Genomic DNA, 14940 nt, shown 5'->3' with positions numbered 1-14940 from the left:
CGTTATCCCGTTGCACGCAGATGCCGAGGCATACGCGGCACCCGGCTACCGCGCTCGGGTCCGAAGGAAAAGCTGTAAGTCCGCGTCCTTGAGGTTTCTGCATGCTCGCCATCAATCCTCTCCGGCTTCATGACTCATCCATGATCTACCGGTTGTCGGAGGTGGCCGAGCATTATTCCCGTTCCAGACTAAAGATCACCGACAGGCTTCGGCCCACTGCTGGAGCAAGCGCCTTGCCTCATCATTGAAGAAAGCGTGCCGTTCAAAAAGGCGGAATACGGAGAGGTGCTCCCACACATCGCGGGCGTCCCGAAATACCATGCGGCCGGTGAAGTTCTCGACAGTTGCCAGTCGATTGTCGTATACCGTGAATGTGTTCATCGGCCCGCGCGCTATGAGGGTTCCTGATGGAATGACGCCAAGCCGAACGTTGGGCAGACGAGACAGCGACACCAGACGATCAATCTGTACCGCCATGGCGGAGGGCGGAATGATCGCCCACCTAGCGGCTTGTTCCGTGAGAAGGAACGTGAAAGACTTGGAAGTGTCGTAGAGAACGGCCTGACGCTCCAGCTTGCGGGCGATGGTCTTTGATGGGTCGCCCGGTGTGTGGCTCAAGCCGGCACGAATGTATTCAGGCGTTGCCAGCAGACCGGTAATCATGGCGGGCAGGAAGTACCTCAGTTGCGTGGACTCGGACTCCAGCGACGCGAGCTCTGCCTGTCTTTTCTCGATGCCGCGACGCCAGGACGAGCGTTTGTCCTGCCATTCGGTATTCGCGATTCGAGCAAGAGTCGTAATCTCCGCTACTGTCTCAGCGGGAGCGTCGAGCGCCCGAAGAATGCGCTCGACATCCACGAGCTTTGGCGTCTTCTTTCCAGTCTCGAACTTGCTGATCTGACTTTGAGACATATTGCAACGCCGAGCGAGCCGATCCCCTGTGAGGCCGGCTCGCTTGCGCAACTCGCGGAGCTTTTCTGCCAGGTCAGTTCTTGACTGCCCCAGCTGCTCAGGCTCAAAGGTCACTCAGATTCTTTCACGTACTCGGCAAACGGCATGGAGTGAGTCAGGGCTGTGCGCTTCCACTCCAGGTAGGGCGTAGGGTCACCCGTGAACAGTTCCCGGCTGATCTGCGTCCCGTCCTGCCGATAATTCAGGTGGACAATCCGCGACTCGTCGAAAATCCACCAGTCTGTACCAGAGAGGGGGAGGCCGTAATCATCCTGTGTTACGTCCAGGATGCGGATGTCTTCTCCCGCTGCGATGTTTCCCGGGATTCCCCATGCGAATTGGTAACGCTGATAGTCCGTCAACGGCTGACGGACCACCCGCACTCGCCCGATAGTGCGTCCCAACGCCAAGTACCCATGCACGCGTTCATGCCACCGCGCGTTGTGGTCAGCGGGCTTCGGCTCCCCGCGAAGGAAGCGAGCGACGTTCTCGGCCTCCCTGGGCATGGTGTAAGTGGGCTGAGCCTCGAACCGCCATGCCTCACGCTCGTACGCGTCGAACGTCCTCCGCCATTCGTTACCATCCAAGAGCACGTACGGCCTCCCTGAGCACCGTTTCCGGGATCTCCACCAGGGCCTCGCCTTCTGGCGGCTGGAAGACGTTGGACACGTCACCCTGGACGACGATGGAGCCGCTCGCCGTGCGGTACACGTTCGGGCAATCGTCGTCATCGCAGTTGGGCCCGTTGAACTTGCCGGTGAGCCGCGTCAGTTCACTGCGTGCCATGGTGCCCCCTGTCTCTTGATCCCCCGGTCGGGGCTCTTGCTCACGACGCTATGCAGGGCATCGCCCCTCGTCCATGCCGACTCTGAAATATTCCCGATCGGGCATAAATGATCTTGTGGCGGGCTGTCCTGCGGTACAGCAGCCAGGAAACGGCCCTGTCAGAAGCGGGGGCTGTCGACGGGGCCGGCCTTGAGGTTGTGCAGGAGGGCGGCGAGGCCTTCGGGGGCGGTAGCCAGGATGACGTCCGGGGTGTCGCTCTCGCGGAGGCGGATCGTTCCGTCGGGGGCGGTGGCTACGTAAACGCACTCGCCCTCGGGGCCTCCGCTGAAGGTCGACTTCTGCCAAGTGAGCTCGTCCATCGGGGCCTCCCTAGAGGGTGTAGAGCACATGCTGGATGAGCGCCAGCGAGTCCTTCACCGAGTGTGTTTCGGGGGCCAACGATACGTCGATGGGGGCGAGGGCGTTTTCGGACAGGTGCTGGAACAGCCTTGTGTAGCTTTCCAGGCTTGGCCTGTCACCCAAATAGGAGATCCCGAGGGGCAGTTCGAGCAGTACGGTGCCCAGCTCAGGGACGCTGGGAATGGCGTGCACGAAGTTGCCGCTGAAGGCCGGGTAGGTCTGGGCGGTGAACGGATAGATCTGGATGGTGACGTTGGGCAGGCGCGCCAGCTCGACCAGGTGCAGTAGTTGCTCGCGGACCACCTCGGTGTCACCGAACCGCATGTGCAGCGCGGACTCGTGGATCACGGCGTGTACGGAGGGCGGGTTCTCGCGGGTGAGTACGCGCTGTCGTTCCATGCGGAATTCCAGGGCGCCTTCACTCTGTTCGAAGCCCAGACCAGGGGTGGAGAAGATGGCTTGGGCGTAGTCGGCCGTCTGGAAGAGCCCCGGGATGAGCATGGACTGGTGCACGCGCAGAGCCGTGCAGTTCGCCTCCAGCTCGGCGGTGTTGAGTGCGTCCAGGCTGCGACGCTTCTTGTAGGCGTTCCACCAGCCCTTGCCGGTTGCCTCGGACATGGCGACCAGGGCCTCGACGTAAGCCTTATCTGTACAACCATAAAGGTCGCAGAGCTCGCGGAGGCGCGGGGTCAGGATCGTCGTCTTGGCAGTCTCGATCTGGCTCAGCTGAACACGGCCCATGTTGATCCGCTCGGCCGCCTCGCCAGCCGTCAACCCTGCCTGCTCGCGCAGGTGTTTGAGTTCGAAGCCGAGTCGCCGCTGACGCTCGCTGATGGTCGTGCGCAGTCCCACGTGTCTCTCCTTGTCGGCGTGCCCAAAGTCTGCCCCGGTCTGAGGAGTTGGTCCACCGACATCGACGATTGGGTTGTTAATGAAATACCTACTGCTCTACCGTGAGTGTGGGATCGGTCACGCACCGAAACCGTCCAACATCCCCTGCCCATGAGCCGACAGAGCACCCGTCCCTCCCTCCAGGCGCGCGCGGGCGACGCCATCGCCGGGCAATGGAAGCCCCACTCGACAGGAGCCGCACCCCATGGACCTATCCCACCGCGCAGCCCAGCGGCCCAGCCAACTCACCTACGAATACAGCCTGTTCGCCCCCGGCGACGCCACCGCGCCCCGCGTGTGCCGGGACTTCGTACGTGCCGTCCTCTTCACCCACGACCAGGAGCCCCTCGCCATGCCCGCCGCCCTGTGCACCTCGGAACTCGTCACCAACGTCCACCTGCACACCAAGGGCACCGCCATGCTCCGCATCCGGCTGACCCCGGCTCGCTTCCGGGTCAGCGTCTTCGACGAGAGTTCTGACCCGCCGGTCGTTGCGTACCCGGCGCGCGGGGTTGTCGCCTGTTGGGGGAGGGGGCTCGCGCTGGTCGAGGAGATGGCGGACGACTGGGGCGTTGCCGACGAGAGGGCGGGGCGTTACGCGAAGGGAGTGTGGTTCGAGTTGGGCTGCGCTGCTTACCGTCTTGGAGAGAAGGTGTCATCTTGACCCCACCCGGTCTGGACGAGGTCGTGTGGCAGGCCTGGAAAGCCATGGAGCTTCCCGAGGGCTACCGCGCCGAGATCATCGAGGGGACCATCGAGGGGACCATCGAGGTGTGGCCCACCGGCCGGCTGTCCCACGCCCGGGTCGTCAATCGCGTGCACGCCGCGTTGCAGCGATTCCTGGAGGGTGGTGAGTGGGCGGCTTACCAGGTCATGGACGTCATCTGCGGGCGCAGGGGTTGGACACCAGATGTCTTGGTAGCACCCGAGGATCTGGCCGCGGACGAAGACGAACTCGGCATCGACGCGGCAGCCGTTCGCCTCGTCGTCGAGGTCGTCTCGCCCGGCAAGGCCAACCAGGACCGCGACCGCATCCGCAAGCGCCGCGAATACGCCCGCGCAGGCATTCCCGTCTACGTCCTCATCGATGACTACGACGGCCAGGGCGCCGTCACCCTCTTCACCGGACCCCGCCCGGACAAGGCCGACTGGGAGGACATCCACCGCGTCCCCTACGGCACCGACGTCACCGTCCCCGAAGGCCCCGCCAAGGGCTTTGTCATCGGCGAGGCGATCACTGGGCCAAGGCGGGGCTGAAGTACCGGGAGGAAGGTCAGCGGTCGACCATGAACTCCAGTGAGGAGTTCTGCTCGCTCGTGCGCCCGTAGGCGTCCACGGCGAACACCGTCGCCATGCAGGGGCCGTTGTACGGCGGTGTCCACTCGATGGTGCCGGTAGTGGACAAGTGGGTGCCGCTGTCTCCGCAGGCGCCGGAGACCTCCCAGGAGTACCCCTTCAGCAGCCGTCCCTCGTCACCCGCTCCGGGCTTGGCCGTGACCTGGATGGGGAATCGCGTGCCACCCGCAGAGACCAGCGTCAGCTGCGGTGCGGCCGGGCCGGTCGCGGTGGCGGGCGTGAGGCGGTCGACGGTTGCCTGACCGGAGGGCACCGACTCGGCGCCTGCGCCGTCCACGGCGACGACGTAGTAGTACGCCTTGCCCTTCGGCGCGGAGGTGTCGTCGTACGACGTGGCCGAAGCCCCGGTGTTGCCGACGAGGGTCCAGGCGCCATTGGGGTCGGTGCGCCGGTAGGCGCGGAACCCGGTGGCCTCGCCTTCGGCAGGGGTCCAGGTCAGACGGGTGTGGGCATCGGCGGGTGTGCCCTGGAGCGCGGTCGGGGCGGGCACGGTGGACGCCACGGGGCGGGTGACCGTCACAGGGGCGGAGACCGGTGCAATGTTCCCGGTGGTGTCGACGGCCTGCACCGTGTAGGTGTAGCTGACGCCCTCGGGCGCCACGACGTCGGTCCACGACGTACCGAAGACGTGCTGCGGCCCGTCGGGGTCATCCTGCCCCACGGGGGCACCCCACACCTCGTAGTGGTCGACGTCCTTGGACGAGGACGCCTGCCACATGAGGGCGTTGCCGGCCGTGGTCTCCAGCGCCGACACACCGGTGACCCGCTCCGGAGCCGTCCGGTCGACGGTGGTGACGGCCAGGTCGGCGGTGCCGGTCGAGACGTTGCCCGCCTTGTCGTAGGCGCGGACCGAGTAGGAGTACGCCGCGCCCGTCACCGGCAGGGTGCCGTCGGTGTACGAGGTGGAGGTCGTCGTCGCCAGCGGGGTGGCGGGGTAGGAGGTGTCACCCTTCAGCCGCCGGTAGACCCGGTAGCCGGCGAGGTCCATTTCCTTGTTCTTGGACCAGGTCAGCTTCGCCTTGCCGGTCGCCGGGTCGTAGGCGACGGCCGCGCCCACCGGGGTGAGCGGCTTGACCTTGTCGACGGCTGCCGAAGTCCTCGGTGTGTAGCTGAACTTGACGTTCGCACGGCCGGTGATGTTGACGAAGTCGACGTGCAGAGAGTGCTTGTCCTTCGGAATGGTGACGTTGACGGTCTTGGACACCGTCGTCGACACGTTCTTCCAGAGGTTGATCTTGAGCTCGCCGTCGAGGTAAACGCGGATGCCGTCCTGGGCGGACGCGGTGAAGGTGAACGGGCCGCCCGAGCCGAAGTCGCGGGTGAGGGTCCAGCGGACACCGAAGTTGTTGGTCGGCAGGCCCGAAGCGGGGGCGCCCGTGCCCCAGTTCTGGTCGATCGCGGAGTCGCAGTCCGTTTTCTTCGGTGTGCCCGAGAAGCTGGTGTTCGCGAAGAACTGCCGCTTGAAGACGGGGGAGGTGCAGGTGGTCGCCGCGGAGGCAGGAGCCGTGACGGCGGTGAGCAGGCCGCCCGCGGTGGCGAGCACGACCGCTGTTGCTGCCGCGGCGGTCGTGCGTCTGGCTGGGTTCATTCGGTCCTCTGGTCGGATCAGAAGTGGCGGAAAACAGCCCTCGCGATCACGACTCGCGGGGAAAGCGGTTGGTTGTACGGATCTTTATCCACGCTCCAGCTCCCCGTGGATGGAGAGGGAGTGAAGGGCGTCGGGAGGGGGTTTCGCGGAGTGTTCACGGGCTAAGCGGAACGTGATGTTGCCATCTCGTTAAGTAGTTTCCCTTGACGCTGAGGGCCGCCGACGCGTTGGCTTTCCAGTCATCCGGGTCGCAGTGTCGCGGCCATGTCCGGAAGGCAGTAGAAGTGAGCTCCCGTATGCGTCGTCGTATCGCCATGTCCGTGGTCGCATCGTCGTTGACCCTGTCGCTGGCAGGCTGTGGCGTGCTGGGCGCGACGGGCGACAGCGCCGACGCGAGCCCGACCAAGGGCAACGACGTCACGGTGGGCCTGCTGCTCCCGGAGAAGGCCAATACGCGCTACGACAAGTTCGACTACCCCATCATCAAGGAGCGAGTCGCCGCCCTCACCAAGAACAAGGGCAAGGTCCAGTACGCCAACGCCGACGCGAGCGCGACCAGGCAGGCGGGCCAGCTCCAGCAGATGATCGACGACCAGGTCGACGTCATCCTGCTGGACGCCGTCGATGCGCACGCCATCGCGAGCAGTGTCGAAAAGGCCAAGGAAGCGGGTATTCCGGTCATCGCCTACGACCGGCTCGCCGAGGGTCCCATCGACGCGTACATCTCCTTCGACAACGAACTCGTCGGCGAGGTCCAGGGCCGCTCTCTCCTCGAGGCGCTCGGCAGCGGCATCGACACCTCCGACAAGATCGTCATGATGAACGGCTCGCCCACCGACCCCAACGCCAAGCAGTTCAAGCAGGGCGCGCTGTCCGAGCTGAACGGCAACGTGACCATCGCCGAGTCCTTCGACACCAAGGACTGGAAGCCGGAGAACGCCCAGGCCAACATGGCCGAGGCCATCGAGGCGATCGGCAGGGACAACATCGCCGCCGTCTACGCCGCCAACGACGGCATGGCCGGCGGCGTCATCGAGGCCCTGGAGGCCGCCGGCGTGACAAAGCTGCCGCCGATCACGGGGCAGGACGCCGAGCTCGTGGCCGTGCAGCGGATCGTCACCGGCGAGCAGTACATGAGCGTGTACAAGTCCTACCCGCAGGAGGCCGAGGCCGCCGCCGAGATGGCCGTGGCCAAGGTCCAGGGCAAGGACATCCAGTTCGACGCCCTCACCCGCGACAGGGTCGACAGCCCCACCGACAAGGACATCCCCGCCCAGCTCGTCACCGTCACCGCCCTGACCCAGGAGAACATCAAGGACACGGTTGTCGCGGACGGCATCTACAAGGTCTCGGAGATCTGCACCGCCGAGTACAAGGCTGCGTGCACGGCCATTGGGCTCAAGTAGTCCCGCACGGTCCTGCATTGGAGGGGGCTCGCGTCTCGGCGCGAGCCCCCTTCGTCGCATCGTGGTGGCGGCTTCCCGGGGTGCCGCTCGGGCAGGTGGGACACCCCCCCCGCAGCTTGTTGCAACGGGACGGCCGGGGGAGGGGGCGAATCCGGCCATACCGGTGGTTTCCCGCGGTTACCGGGGAGTGAGCCGTGTTGCGGAGCAGGTACCGTCCGCGCATAGTTGCGCTGCGGAAGACGCTGGAACCGGGGGTGGGATGGGCCATGGCCGGGCACGGGACGGACGAGCATCCACATGGTGCTGACCGACTGTGCGAGGCCGGGGATCGTGTGTATTCCCGGGCCGTACGGCGGGGACGCGTGCCGCGCCGCGATGCCGATGCGGTGCCCTGCCTGCTGGAACTCGCCCTGCTGCACCCCGACCCCGACGACATGGACTGGCTGGTGCCGACCTCGCCGCAGGAGGTCATGACCCGGCTGCTGCGCGGGGTGTACGACGAGATCAGCGCCAGCCAGCGGCGGATGGGCTCGGCGGTCACGGCGTTCGAGTGGTACGCCGGTCTCGGCGGGCGCACGTCCACGGCGGGAGCCGGCGAGGGCACCGCCATCCGGGTCCTGGACGGCTCCTCCCGCATCCAGGCGGCCCTGGACAAGGCGACCGAGGAGTGCACGACGGAGGTCCTCACCGTCCAGCCCGGCGGCATCCGGCGCGAGCACGAGCTCTCCGAGGGTCTGCACCGGGCGCTCGCGCTGCGCGGCCGGGGCGTGCGCATGCGCGACCTGTACAACCATGTGGCCCGGCACGGGCAGGGCCTGCTGAACTACCTCGACCTGATGGGCGACGCGGTTCAGGCGCGCACCCTGGACGAGGTCATCGACCGGCTGATCCTCTTCGACCGCACGGTCGCCTTCATCCCAGCGAACGCCGACCGCACGATGGCGCTGGAGCTGCGTCACCCCGCGCTGGTCCAGTACCTGGTGACGGTCTTCGACCGCCTGTGGCGCCTCGCGATCCCCCTGACCGCCCCCCTCCCCGACACCGGCATCGAGGGCATCTCCCACCGCGAGCAGTCCATCGCGGCCCTCCTGGCGGAGGGCCACCAGGACGCGGTGATCGCGGAACGGCTGGGGATCAGCGTGCGTACCTGCCGGGCACACATCGCGCGGCTGTCCGAGACGCTGGGGGCGGCGAGCCGGACGCAGTTGGGCGTACGGATCGCCCAGGTGGGCCTGGACGGGCCACTGCGCACCGTCGGCCCGGACGAGACCGCGATCAGCCTTCCTGATCAAGGATCCCCGACTGTCCGATGAGGTAGCCGAGTTGGGCCCGGCTGTCACTGCCGAGGGTGGTGGCGAGTTTGGCGATGTGAACGCGGGCGGTGCGGATGTTCATGCCGAGGCGGTCGGCTATGACGGCGTCGGTGTGGCCTTCGACGAGGAGGGTGGCTATGGAGCGTTGGCGGGGGGTGATGCCGTTGAGGGAGGGCTGGGGGGCCGCCTTGGGGTACATGGGGGTGGCGAGGCGCCAGAGGCGGTCGAAGGTCGTGACGAAGAAGGAGATCAGGGCCGGGTGGCGGACCTCCATTGCGAGCGACCGGTCCTTGCTGGCCGGGATGAAGGCGACCGTCCGGTCGACGACGAGGAGGCGCTCGGTGACCTCGTCGAGGGTCCGGGCCTCCACGTCCCCGCTCAGCAGCTCGTAGCGGGTATGGATGACGGGCGAGTGCCGGTAGGTGTGCTGGTAGAGGGTGCGGATTCGCCCACCGCGGTCGAGCAGCGCCTGGTCACGCTCCAAGGCGGCCCCGAGGGTCACCTTGGGGCGGCGGTTGTAGGGCTGAATGGCGAGCAGCTCCTCGCAGGCGCCGGACATGACCCCCGTGATCGCCAGGTCGATCTGCTCGAAGCCGCTCACGATCCTGATCAACGGCGTGTCCGCCGCCGTGTGCCGCTCATCGATCCTCAGCAGCGGCTCGAACGCCTCTGCCAGCCGCTCCTCGCGCCGCCGTTCGTCGGCGATGCGTTCCGCCGAGCTGCGCAACAGCCGCGGGAGGGCGAGAGCCGGTGCGACAGGACGGAGGCGTCCGAAGTCCTCCAGATCCGGCACGAGGAGCCCGGAACCCACGACGCACGGCACCAGAGCAGCTTCCTCGGCCGGTAGGGGTCCCTGGCGCAGGGCGCGCGCATACAGCTCCAAAGCGGCCTCACATGGCTCGTCCGCCCTGTGGTCATGTGCCGCTGCGGTCACGCCGGGCCCCCTTTTCGGCGTTCACTGATCCTGGTTCAGGATCCCCGACTGGGCAATCAGATAGCCGAGTTGCGCGCGGCTCCCGCTGCCCAGGGCAGAGGCCAGTTTGGCTATGTGGGCTCTGCACGTGCGCACGTTCATACCCAGTCGGCGAGCTATGGCCTCGTCGACATGACCCTCCACGAGGAGCTTGGCGATGGAGTGCTGGATGTTGGTGATGCCGTCGGGGGCGGTTTCGTAGGGGGCCCCGGCGCTGAGCGGCACCGCCCGGTCCCACATGAACTCGAACACCTTGATCAGATAGCGCACCAGACCCGGTTGCCGGAGTTCGAGCGCGACTTGTTGGTCGTCCCGCGTGGGGATGAACGCGACGGTCTCGTCGCAGATGATGAGGCGCTCCACCAGTTCGTCGATGGTGCGGTACTCCACCTTGCCGTTGGACAGCTGGGCCACGTAGGCCAACTTCTCCGGGTTGTACCTGGCCGTGTGCTGGTACAGGGTCCGAATCCGCACACCACGTTCGATCAAGGGCCGGTCGCGCTCCAGTCCGCGCAGGAGGCTGCGCTCGGAGTAGCGATCGCTCGGCTGGACCGTGAGCACCTCGGCCTGACATTGGGCCGTGGCAAGGTTGAGGGCGGCGTTTATGCGTTCGCCCCCCTCCAGCACCGTAATGGCGTCGCTCGCACTCGTCGCGTGCGCGCTGAGAGCCATGAACGGTTCGAAGGCGTCGGCCAGCTCCACCGACATCCTCCTGCGTTCGGATATCTCACGCTCTATGGGGTTGAGTCGCTGGGCCAGAGCCACCGGAGCCGGCACGGGGCGCAGCCAGTTCGGGTCATCCGGATCGGGGTGCAGGAGCGCGAACTCCATGAGGCACGGTGCGGGTTCGGCCTCGGCCCTGGCGATACGTCCCGCGCGCAGTGCAGCTGCGTAGAGGCGGCCACCTTGCTCGCACATCTCAGTCACCGCATGGGGATGTGCAGGTTTATTCCGATTCGTTGCCAAATCTCCACCCCCCAGGGTCCTGAACATGCAGGAACATGATGCATCGATTATGTGGCCATGACGTGCCCGAATGAGCCATCGTCGTACCGGACGGGGGAAGAGGGGACCTTCAAGTGAGGACGAAGCCGACTATGGGCAAGAGAATGCTTCGCTCGGTGCTTGTAGCCACCTTCTCCGCCGTTGTGGCCTTGGGCGCGCTGGAAGGCTTCTCCGGTGGACAGGTGGATGCTCGAGCGGACACCAGTTGGCCGGCTGTCGTGGCGTCCCCCGACGCTGCGAACGACACCAGCTGGCCGGTGATCGGTCCTGAGGAGCTGACGTGACGACGCCTCCTGACGACCGCTCCTTCCGCCGCGAAATGGCCACCGCCTACCGCTCCGGCTGGCACTTCATCGACCTGGCCACCGCCATCCCCCACAACGGTGACTCGCTGATGGTGACCGTCTTCGGTGAGCCCGTGGTGGTGACCCGGGACGATGACGGCGACGTGCGGGCGTACCGGTGTTTGCGGCGGCCTCGGGGGGCGCCGCAGCCCGTGCGATGTGCCATTCGGTACGGAATGATCTTTGTGAACCTGGACCAGCGTGACCATCGGCTGGCGGAGCCGGAGCCCTCCGATTCGATGACCGTCTCGGCCACCCCCCGCAGTGCCTGACGCGATTCCCCCGTCGTAACAGATCGCTCAGGTGCTTCCCCCCGCAGCGGCGTCACCGTGACCTGAACACGGTGACGCCGCTGCAGTTTTTCCCGGACATTTCCGGGTATCGACGCATGTTCGACGGTGGCTGGAAGTGGCCGTTCCCGCGATCCCGCCGCGTCCTCCCCTTGAGTGGAATAGACTCAACTTTGTGTACGTTGCCTGAGTCACGCAGGCTCACGCAAGGAGGAGAACGGATACCGTGGACGCCGAGCTGACCAACCGGAGCCGGGACGCGATCAACGCCGCCGGCAACCGGGCCGTGACCGAGGGGCACCCCGACCTCACCCCCGCTCACCTGCTCCTCGCTCTGCTCCAGGGGCAGGACAACGAGAACATCACCGACCTGCTGGCCGCCGTCGACGCCGATCAGGCAGCCGTACGCGCCGGTGCGGAGAAGGTTCTCGCCCAGCTGCCCAGCGTGACCGGGTCCACGGTCGCGCCGCCGCAGCCGAACCGCGAACTGCTCGCCGTGATCGCCGACGCCCAGGCCAGGGCCCAGGACCTCGGCGACGAGTACGTCTCCACCGAGCACCTCCTCATCGGCATCGCCACGAAGGGCGGCGCGGCCGGTGAGGTGCTGACCCGGCAGGGCGCCGACGCGAAGAAGCTGCTCGAGGCCTTCCGGAAGGCTCGCGGCGGGCGCCGGGTGACCACGGCCGATCCCGAGGGGTCGTACAAGGCCCTGGAGAAGTTCGGGACCGACTTCACCGCCGCCGCCCGGGACGGCAAGCTCGACCCCGTCATCGGGCGAGACCAGGAGATCCGGCGGGTCGTGCAGGTGCTCAGCCGCCGCACCAAGAACAACCCCGTCCTCATCGGTGAGCCAGGCGTCGGCAAGACCGCCGTCGTCGAAGGACTCGCCCAGCGGATCGTCAAGGGCGACGTCCCCGAGTCCCTCCGCGACAAGCGGCTCGTCGCGCTCGACCTCGGCGCCATGGTCGCCGGGGCCAAGTACCGCGGTGAGTTCGAGGAGCGGCTGAAGACCGTGCTCGCCGAGATCAAGGACTCCGACGGGCAGATCATCACCTTCATCGACGAGCTGCACACCGTCGTGGGCGCGGGCGCCGGCGGCGACTCCGCCATGGACGCGGGCAACATGCTCAAGCCCATGCTCGCCCGCGGTGAGCTGCGCATGGTGGGCGCCACCACCCTCGACGAGTACCGCGAGCGGATCGAGAAGGACGCGGCCCTGGAGCGGCGCTTCCAGCAGGTGCTGGTCGCCGAGCCGACCGTCGAGGACACCATCGCCATCCTGCGCGGACTCAAGGGGCGCTACGAGGCCCACCACAAGGTGCAGATCGCGGACAGCGCGCTGGTCGCCGCCGCGACCCTGTCCGACCGGTACATCACCTCCCGCTTCCTGCCCGACAAGGCCATCGACCTGGTCGACGAGGCGGCCTCCCGGCTGCGTATGGAGATCGACTCCTCGCCCGTCGAGATCGACGAACTCCAGCGTGCCGTCGACCGGTTGAAGATGGAGGAGCTGGCGCTCGCCAAGGAGACCGACCCCGCCTCCCGGGAGCGCCTGGAGAAGCTGCGCCGCGACCTCGCCGACAAGGAGGAGGAGCTGCGCGGCCTGACCGCCCGCTGGGAGAAGGAGAAGCAGTCCCTCAACCGGGTCGGTGAGCTGAAGGAGAAGCTCGACGAACTGCGCGGACAGGCCGAACGCGCCCAGCGCGACGGCGACTTCGACACCGCGTCCAAGCTGCTGTACGGGGAGATCCCGGCCCTGGAGCGCGATCTGGAGGCCGCCTCGGAGGCCGAGGAGGAGGTCTCCCGGGACACCATGGTCAAGGAAGAGGTCGGCTCCGACGACATCGCCGACGTCGTCGCCTCCTGGACCGGGATTCCGGCAGGCCGGCTCCTGGAGGGCGAGACGCAGAAGCTGCTGCGCATGGAGGACGAGATCGGCAGGCGGCTGATCGGCCAGACCGAGGCCGTGCGGGCGGTGTCCGATGCCGTACGGCGGTCCCGCGCCGGGATCGCCGACCCGGACCGGCCCACCGGCTCCTTCCTCTTCCTGGGCCCGACGGGCGTCGGCAAGACGGAGCTGGCCAAGGCCCTGGCGGACTTCCTCTTCGACGACGAACGGGCGATGGTCCGGATCGACATGTCGGAGTACAGCGAGAAGCACAGCGTCGCCCGCCTGGTCGGCGCCCCGCCCGGCTACGTCGGCTACGAGGAGGGCGGCCAGCTGACCGAAGCGGTGCGGCGCAGGCCGTACAGCGTCGTACTCCTCGACGAGGTGGAGAAGGCCCACCCGGAGGTCTTCGACATCCTGCTCCAGGTGCTGGACGACGGGCGGCTCACCGACGGGCAGGGGCGGACCGTCGACTTCCGCAACACCATCCTGGTGCTGACCTCGAACCTGGGCAGCCAGTTCCTGGTCGATCCGCTGACGAGTGAGGAGGAGAAGAAGGAGCAGGTCCTGGAGGTGGTGAGGACGTCCTTCAAGCCGGAGTTCCTCAACCGGCTCGACGACCTGGTCGTCTTCTCGGCCCTGTCCAAGGACGAGCTGAGCCGCATCGCCCGCCTCCAGATCGACCGCCTCGCCAGGCGTCTGGCCGAACGCCGCCTCACCCTGGAGATCACCGACGAGGCCCTGGCCTGGCTCGCCGACGAGGGCAACGACCCGGCCTACGGCGCCCGCCCGCTGCGCCGCCTCGTCCAGACCGCCATCGGCGACCGGCTCGCCAAGGAGATCCTCTCCGGCGAGATCAAGGACGGCGACACGGTCCGGGTGGACACCTTCGGGGAGGGGCTGATCGTGGGACCGGCGACGGGCAAGTCGTTGTAGTGAATCTCTCCGCCGACCGGCCAGATCATGTCGGCCAATGGCGGACAGGTTCCGTCGGGGGTTGCCACCCCCCTCCCCGCATGAGGGAGGATGGCGGAATCCGTACGAAGGGAAATTCACGGTGACCATCGACCCGTCCTCGATTCCGAACTTCGGGGGCCAGCCCCAGCCGCAGCCCCAAGGACCGGCGGGCCCCGTCGTCCCGGATCAGGACCTTGTGAAGCAGCTCCTCGACCAGATGGAGCTGAAGTACGTCGTCGACGAAGAGGGTGACCTCGCGGCGCCGTGGGAGCAGTTCCGTACGTACTTCATGTTCCGTGGCGAGGGTGACCAGCAGGTCTTCTCGGTGCGGACGTTCTACGACCGCCCCCACCCCATCGACGAGAAGTCGCAGCTTCTGGAGTCCATCGACGACTGGAACCGCCGGACCCTGTGGCCCAAGGTCTACAGCCACACCCACGATGACGGCACCGTCCGTCTCATCGGCGAGGCCCAGATGCTGATCGGCACCGGCGTGAACCTGGAGTTCTTCGTCTCGTCGACGGTGAGCTGGGTGCGCGCGGCCATCGAGTTCGACCGCTGGCTGGTCGAGCAGCTCGGCCTGGAGAAGGAGATCAACGACGCGGAGAAGCCCGAGGACGGCGAGTAGGCGAACGGCCGGAACCCGGCCAGAGCCCGGCCAGGGCACGGACCACCGGTCACGTGTCCCGGCCGGGCTCTTGCCGTTTTGCGCGCCGACCGATTGCGGACAAGCGCATTGCCCACCCCTGTACGGCCCGGTAAATAAAGGCACGGTAAACAAACTCGAGGGCAT

General features: G+C 66.9%; 15 protein-coding genes. 7 read left to right on the top strand and 8 right to left on the bottom strand.

The annotated features are described in order from the left end of the window. Positions 1-195: 195 nt before the first annotated feature. The 5 genes from ACKTSN_RS22230 to ACKTSN_RS22210 all read right to left on the bottom strand — a co-directional run bounded on the left by ACKTSN_RS22230 (position 196) and on the right by ACKTSN_RS22210 (position 2988). A complete protein-coding gene (locus ACKTSN_RS22230) occupies positions 196-1026 on the bottom strand; it encodes a helix-turn-helix domain-containing protein (RefSeq protein WP_409470725.1) in 831 nt (276 codons plus the stop codon). Next, positions 1023-1544, bottom strand: a complete 522-nt coding sequence (locus ACKTSN_RS22225; RefSeq protein ID WP_409470724.1) for a DUF6879 family protein — start codon at positions 1542-1544, stop codon at positions 1023-1025. Before ACKTSN_RS22225 ends, ACKTSN_RS22230 begins: the two co-directional genes overlap by 4 nt. Then, the gene (locus tag ACKTSN_RS22220) at positions 1528-1737 is read right to left on the bottom strand and encodes a hypothetical protein (RefSeq protein WP_409470723.1); all 210 of its coding nucleotides are present in this window, start codon (positions 1735-1737) and stop codon (positions 1528-1530) included. The genes ACKTSN_RS22225 and ACKTSN_RS22220 overlap by 17 nt, the downstream gene beginning before the upstream one ends. Before the next feature lie 158 nt (positions 1738-1895). After that, positions 1896-2096 (bottom strand): DUF397 domain-containing protein, encoded by a 201-nt coding sequence (locus ACKTSN_RS22215; protein WP_409470722.1) that lies wholly within the window; start codon positions 2094-2096, stop codon positions 1896-1898. A 10-nt stretch (positions 2097-2106) separates the two neighbouring features. Continuing rightward, positions 2107-2988: a helix-turn-helix domain-containing protein gene (locus ACKTSN_RS22210; protein WP_409470721.1), complete on the bottom strand. Its 882-nt coding sequence runs from the start codon at positions 2986-2988 to the stop codon at positions 2107-2109. 244 nt (positions 2989-3232) lie between these two features. Between ACKTSN_RS22210 and ACKTSN_RS22205 the strand changes: the two genes are divergently transcribed. Continuing rightward, entirely contained in the window at positions 3233-3691 is a 459-nt protein-coding gene (locus tag ACKTSN_RS22205) for an ATP-binding protein (protein WP_409470720.1), read from the top strand. Next, positions 3688-4284, top strand: coding sequence for a Uma2 family endonuclease (locus ACKTSN_RS22200; protein WP_409470719.1), 597 nt, complete (start codon positions 3688-3690; stop codon positions 4282-4284). The genes ACKTSN_RS22205 and ACKTSN_RS22200 overlap by 4 nt, the downstream gene beginning before the upstream one ends. 16 nt (positions 4285-4300) lie before the next feature. On the opposite strand, the gene ACKTSN_RS22195 is transcribed toward ACKTSN_RS22200, so the two are convergent. Further along, a complete protein-coding gene (locus ACKTSN_RS22195; RefSeq protein WP_409470718.1) occupies positions 4301-5971 on the bottom strand; it encodes a PA14 domain-containing protein in 1671 nt (556 codons plus the stop codon). A 296-nt stretch (positions 5972-6267) separates the two neighbouring features. Between ACKTSN_RS22195 and ACKTSN_RS22190 the strand changes: the two genes are divergently transcribed. Together ACKTSN_RS22190 and ACKTSN_RS22185 are read left to right on the top strand one after the other, a co-directional pair. After that, positions 6268-7377 (top strand): sugar ABC transporter substrate-binding protein, encoded by a 1110-nt coding sequence (locus tag ACKTSN_RS22190; protein ID WP_409470717.1) that lies wholly within the window; start codon positions 6268-6270, stop codon positions 7375-7377. A gap of 266 nt (positions 7378-7643) precedes the next feature. Further along, a complete protein-coding gene (locus ACKTSN_RS22185) occupies positions 7644-8690 on the top strand; it encodes a helix-turn-helix transcriptional regulator (RefSeq protein ID WP_409470716.1) in 1047 nt (348 codons plus the stop codon). On the opposite strand, the gene ACKTSN_RS22180 is transcribed toward ACKTSN_RS22185, so the two are convergent. Beyond that, positions 8653-9624, bottom strand: a complete 972-nt coding sequence (locus ACKTSN_RS22180) for a LuxR C-terminal-related transcriptional regulator (protein WP_409470715.1) — start codon at positions 9622-9624, stop codon at positions 8653-8655. The two genes, ACKTSN_RS22185 and ACKTSN_RS22180, sit on opposite strands and share 38 nt — an antisense overlap. Before the next feature lie 21 nt (positions 9625-9645). Next, the gene (locus tag ACKTSN_RS22175; protein ID WP_409470714.1) at positions 9646-10656 is read right to left on the bottom strand and encodes a helix-turn-helix transcriptional regulator; all 1011 of its coding nucleotides are present in this window, start codon (positions 10654-10656) and stop codon (positions 9646-9648) included. Positions 10657-10948: 292 nt separating this feature from the next. Here ACKTSN_RS22175 and ACKTSN_RS22170 point away from each other — a divergent pair, with 292 nt between their 5' ends. The 3 genes from ACKTSN_RS22170 to ACKTSN_RS22160 all read left to right on the top strand — a co-directional run bounded on the left by ACKTSN_RS22170 (position 10949) and on the right by ACKTSN_RS22160 (position 14775). Beyond that, a complete protein-coding gene (locus tag ACKTSN_RS22170) occupies positions 10949-11284 on the top strand; it encodes a hypothetical protein (protein WP_409470713.1) in 336 nt (111 codons plus the stop codon). A gap of 244 nt (positions 11285-11528) precedes the next feature. Further along, a complete protein-coding gene (clpB, locus tag ACKTSN_RS22165) occupies positions 11529-14126 on the top strand; it encodes an ATP-dependent chaperone ClpB (RefSeq protein WP_409470712.1) in 2598 nt (865 codons plus the stop codon). Positions 14127-14247: 121 nt separating this feature from the next. Then, positions 14248-14775 carry a YbjN domain-containing protein gene (locus ACKTSN_RS22160; protein ID WP_129799062.1) on the top strand — a complete coding sequence of 176 codons (528 nt, stop codon included), beginning with the start codon at positions 14248-14250 and terminating at the stop codon, positions 14773-14775. Positions 14776-14940 lie beyond the last annotated feature (165 nt).

Source organism: Streptomyces flavusporus, assembly GCF_046267975.1.
Taxonomy (GTDB): Bacteria; Actinomycetota; Actinomycetes; order Streptomycetales; family Streptomycetaceae; genus Streptomyces; species Streptomyces flavusporus.
Note: the sequence above shows the minus strand (reverse complement) of the source record. Positions and strands in the feature narration are given on the sequence as shown.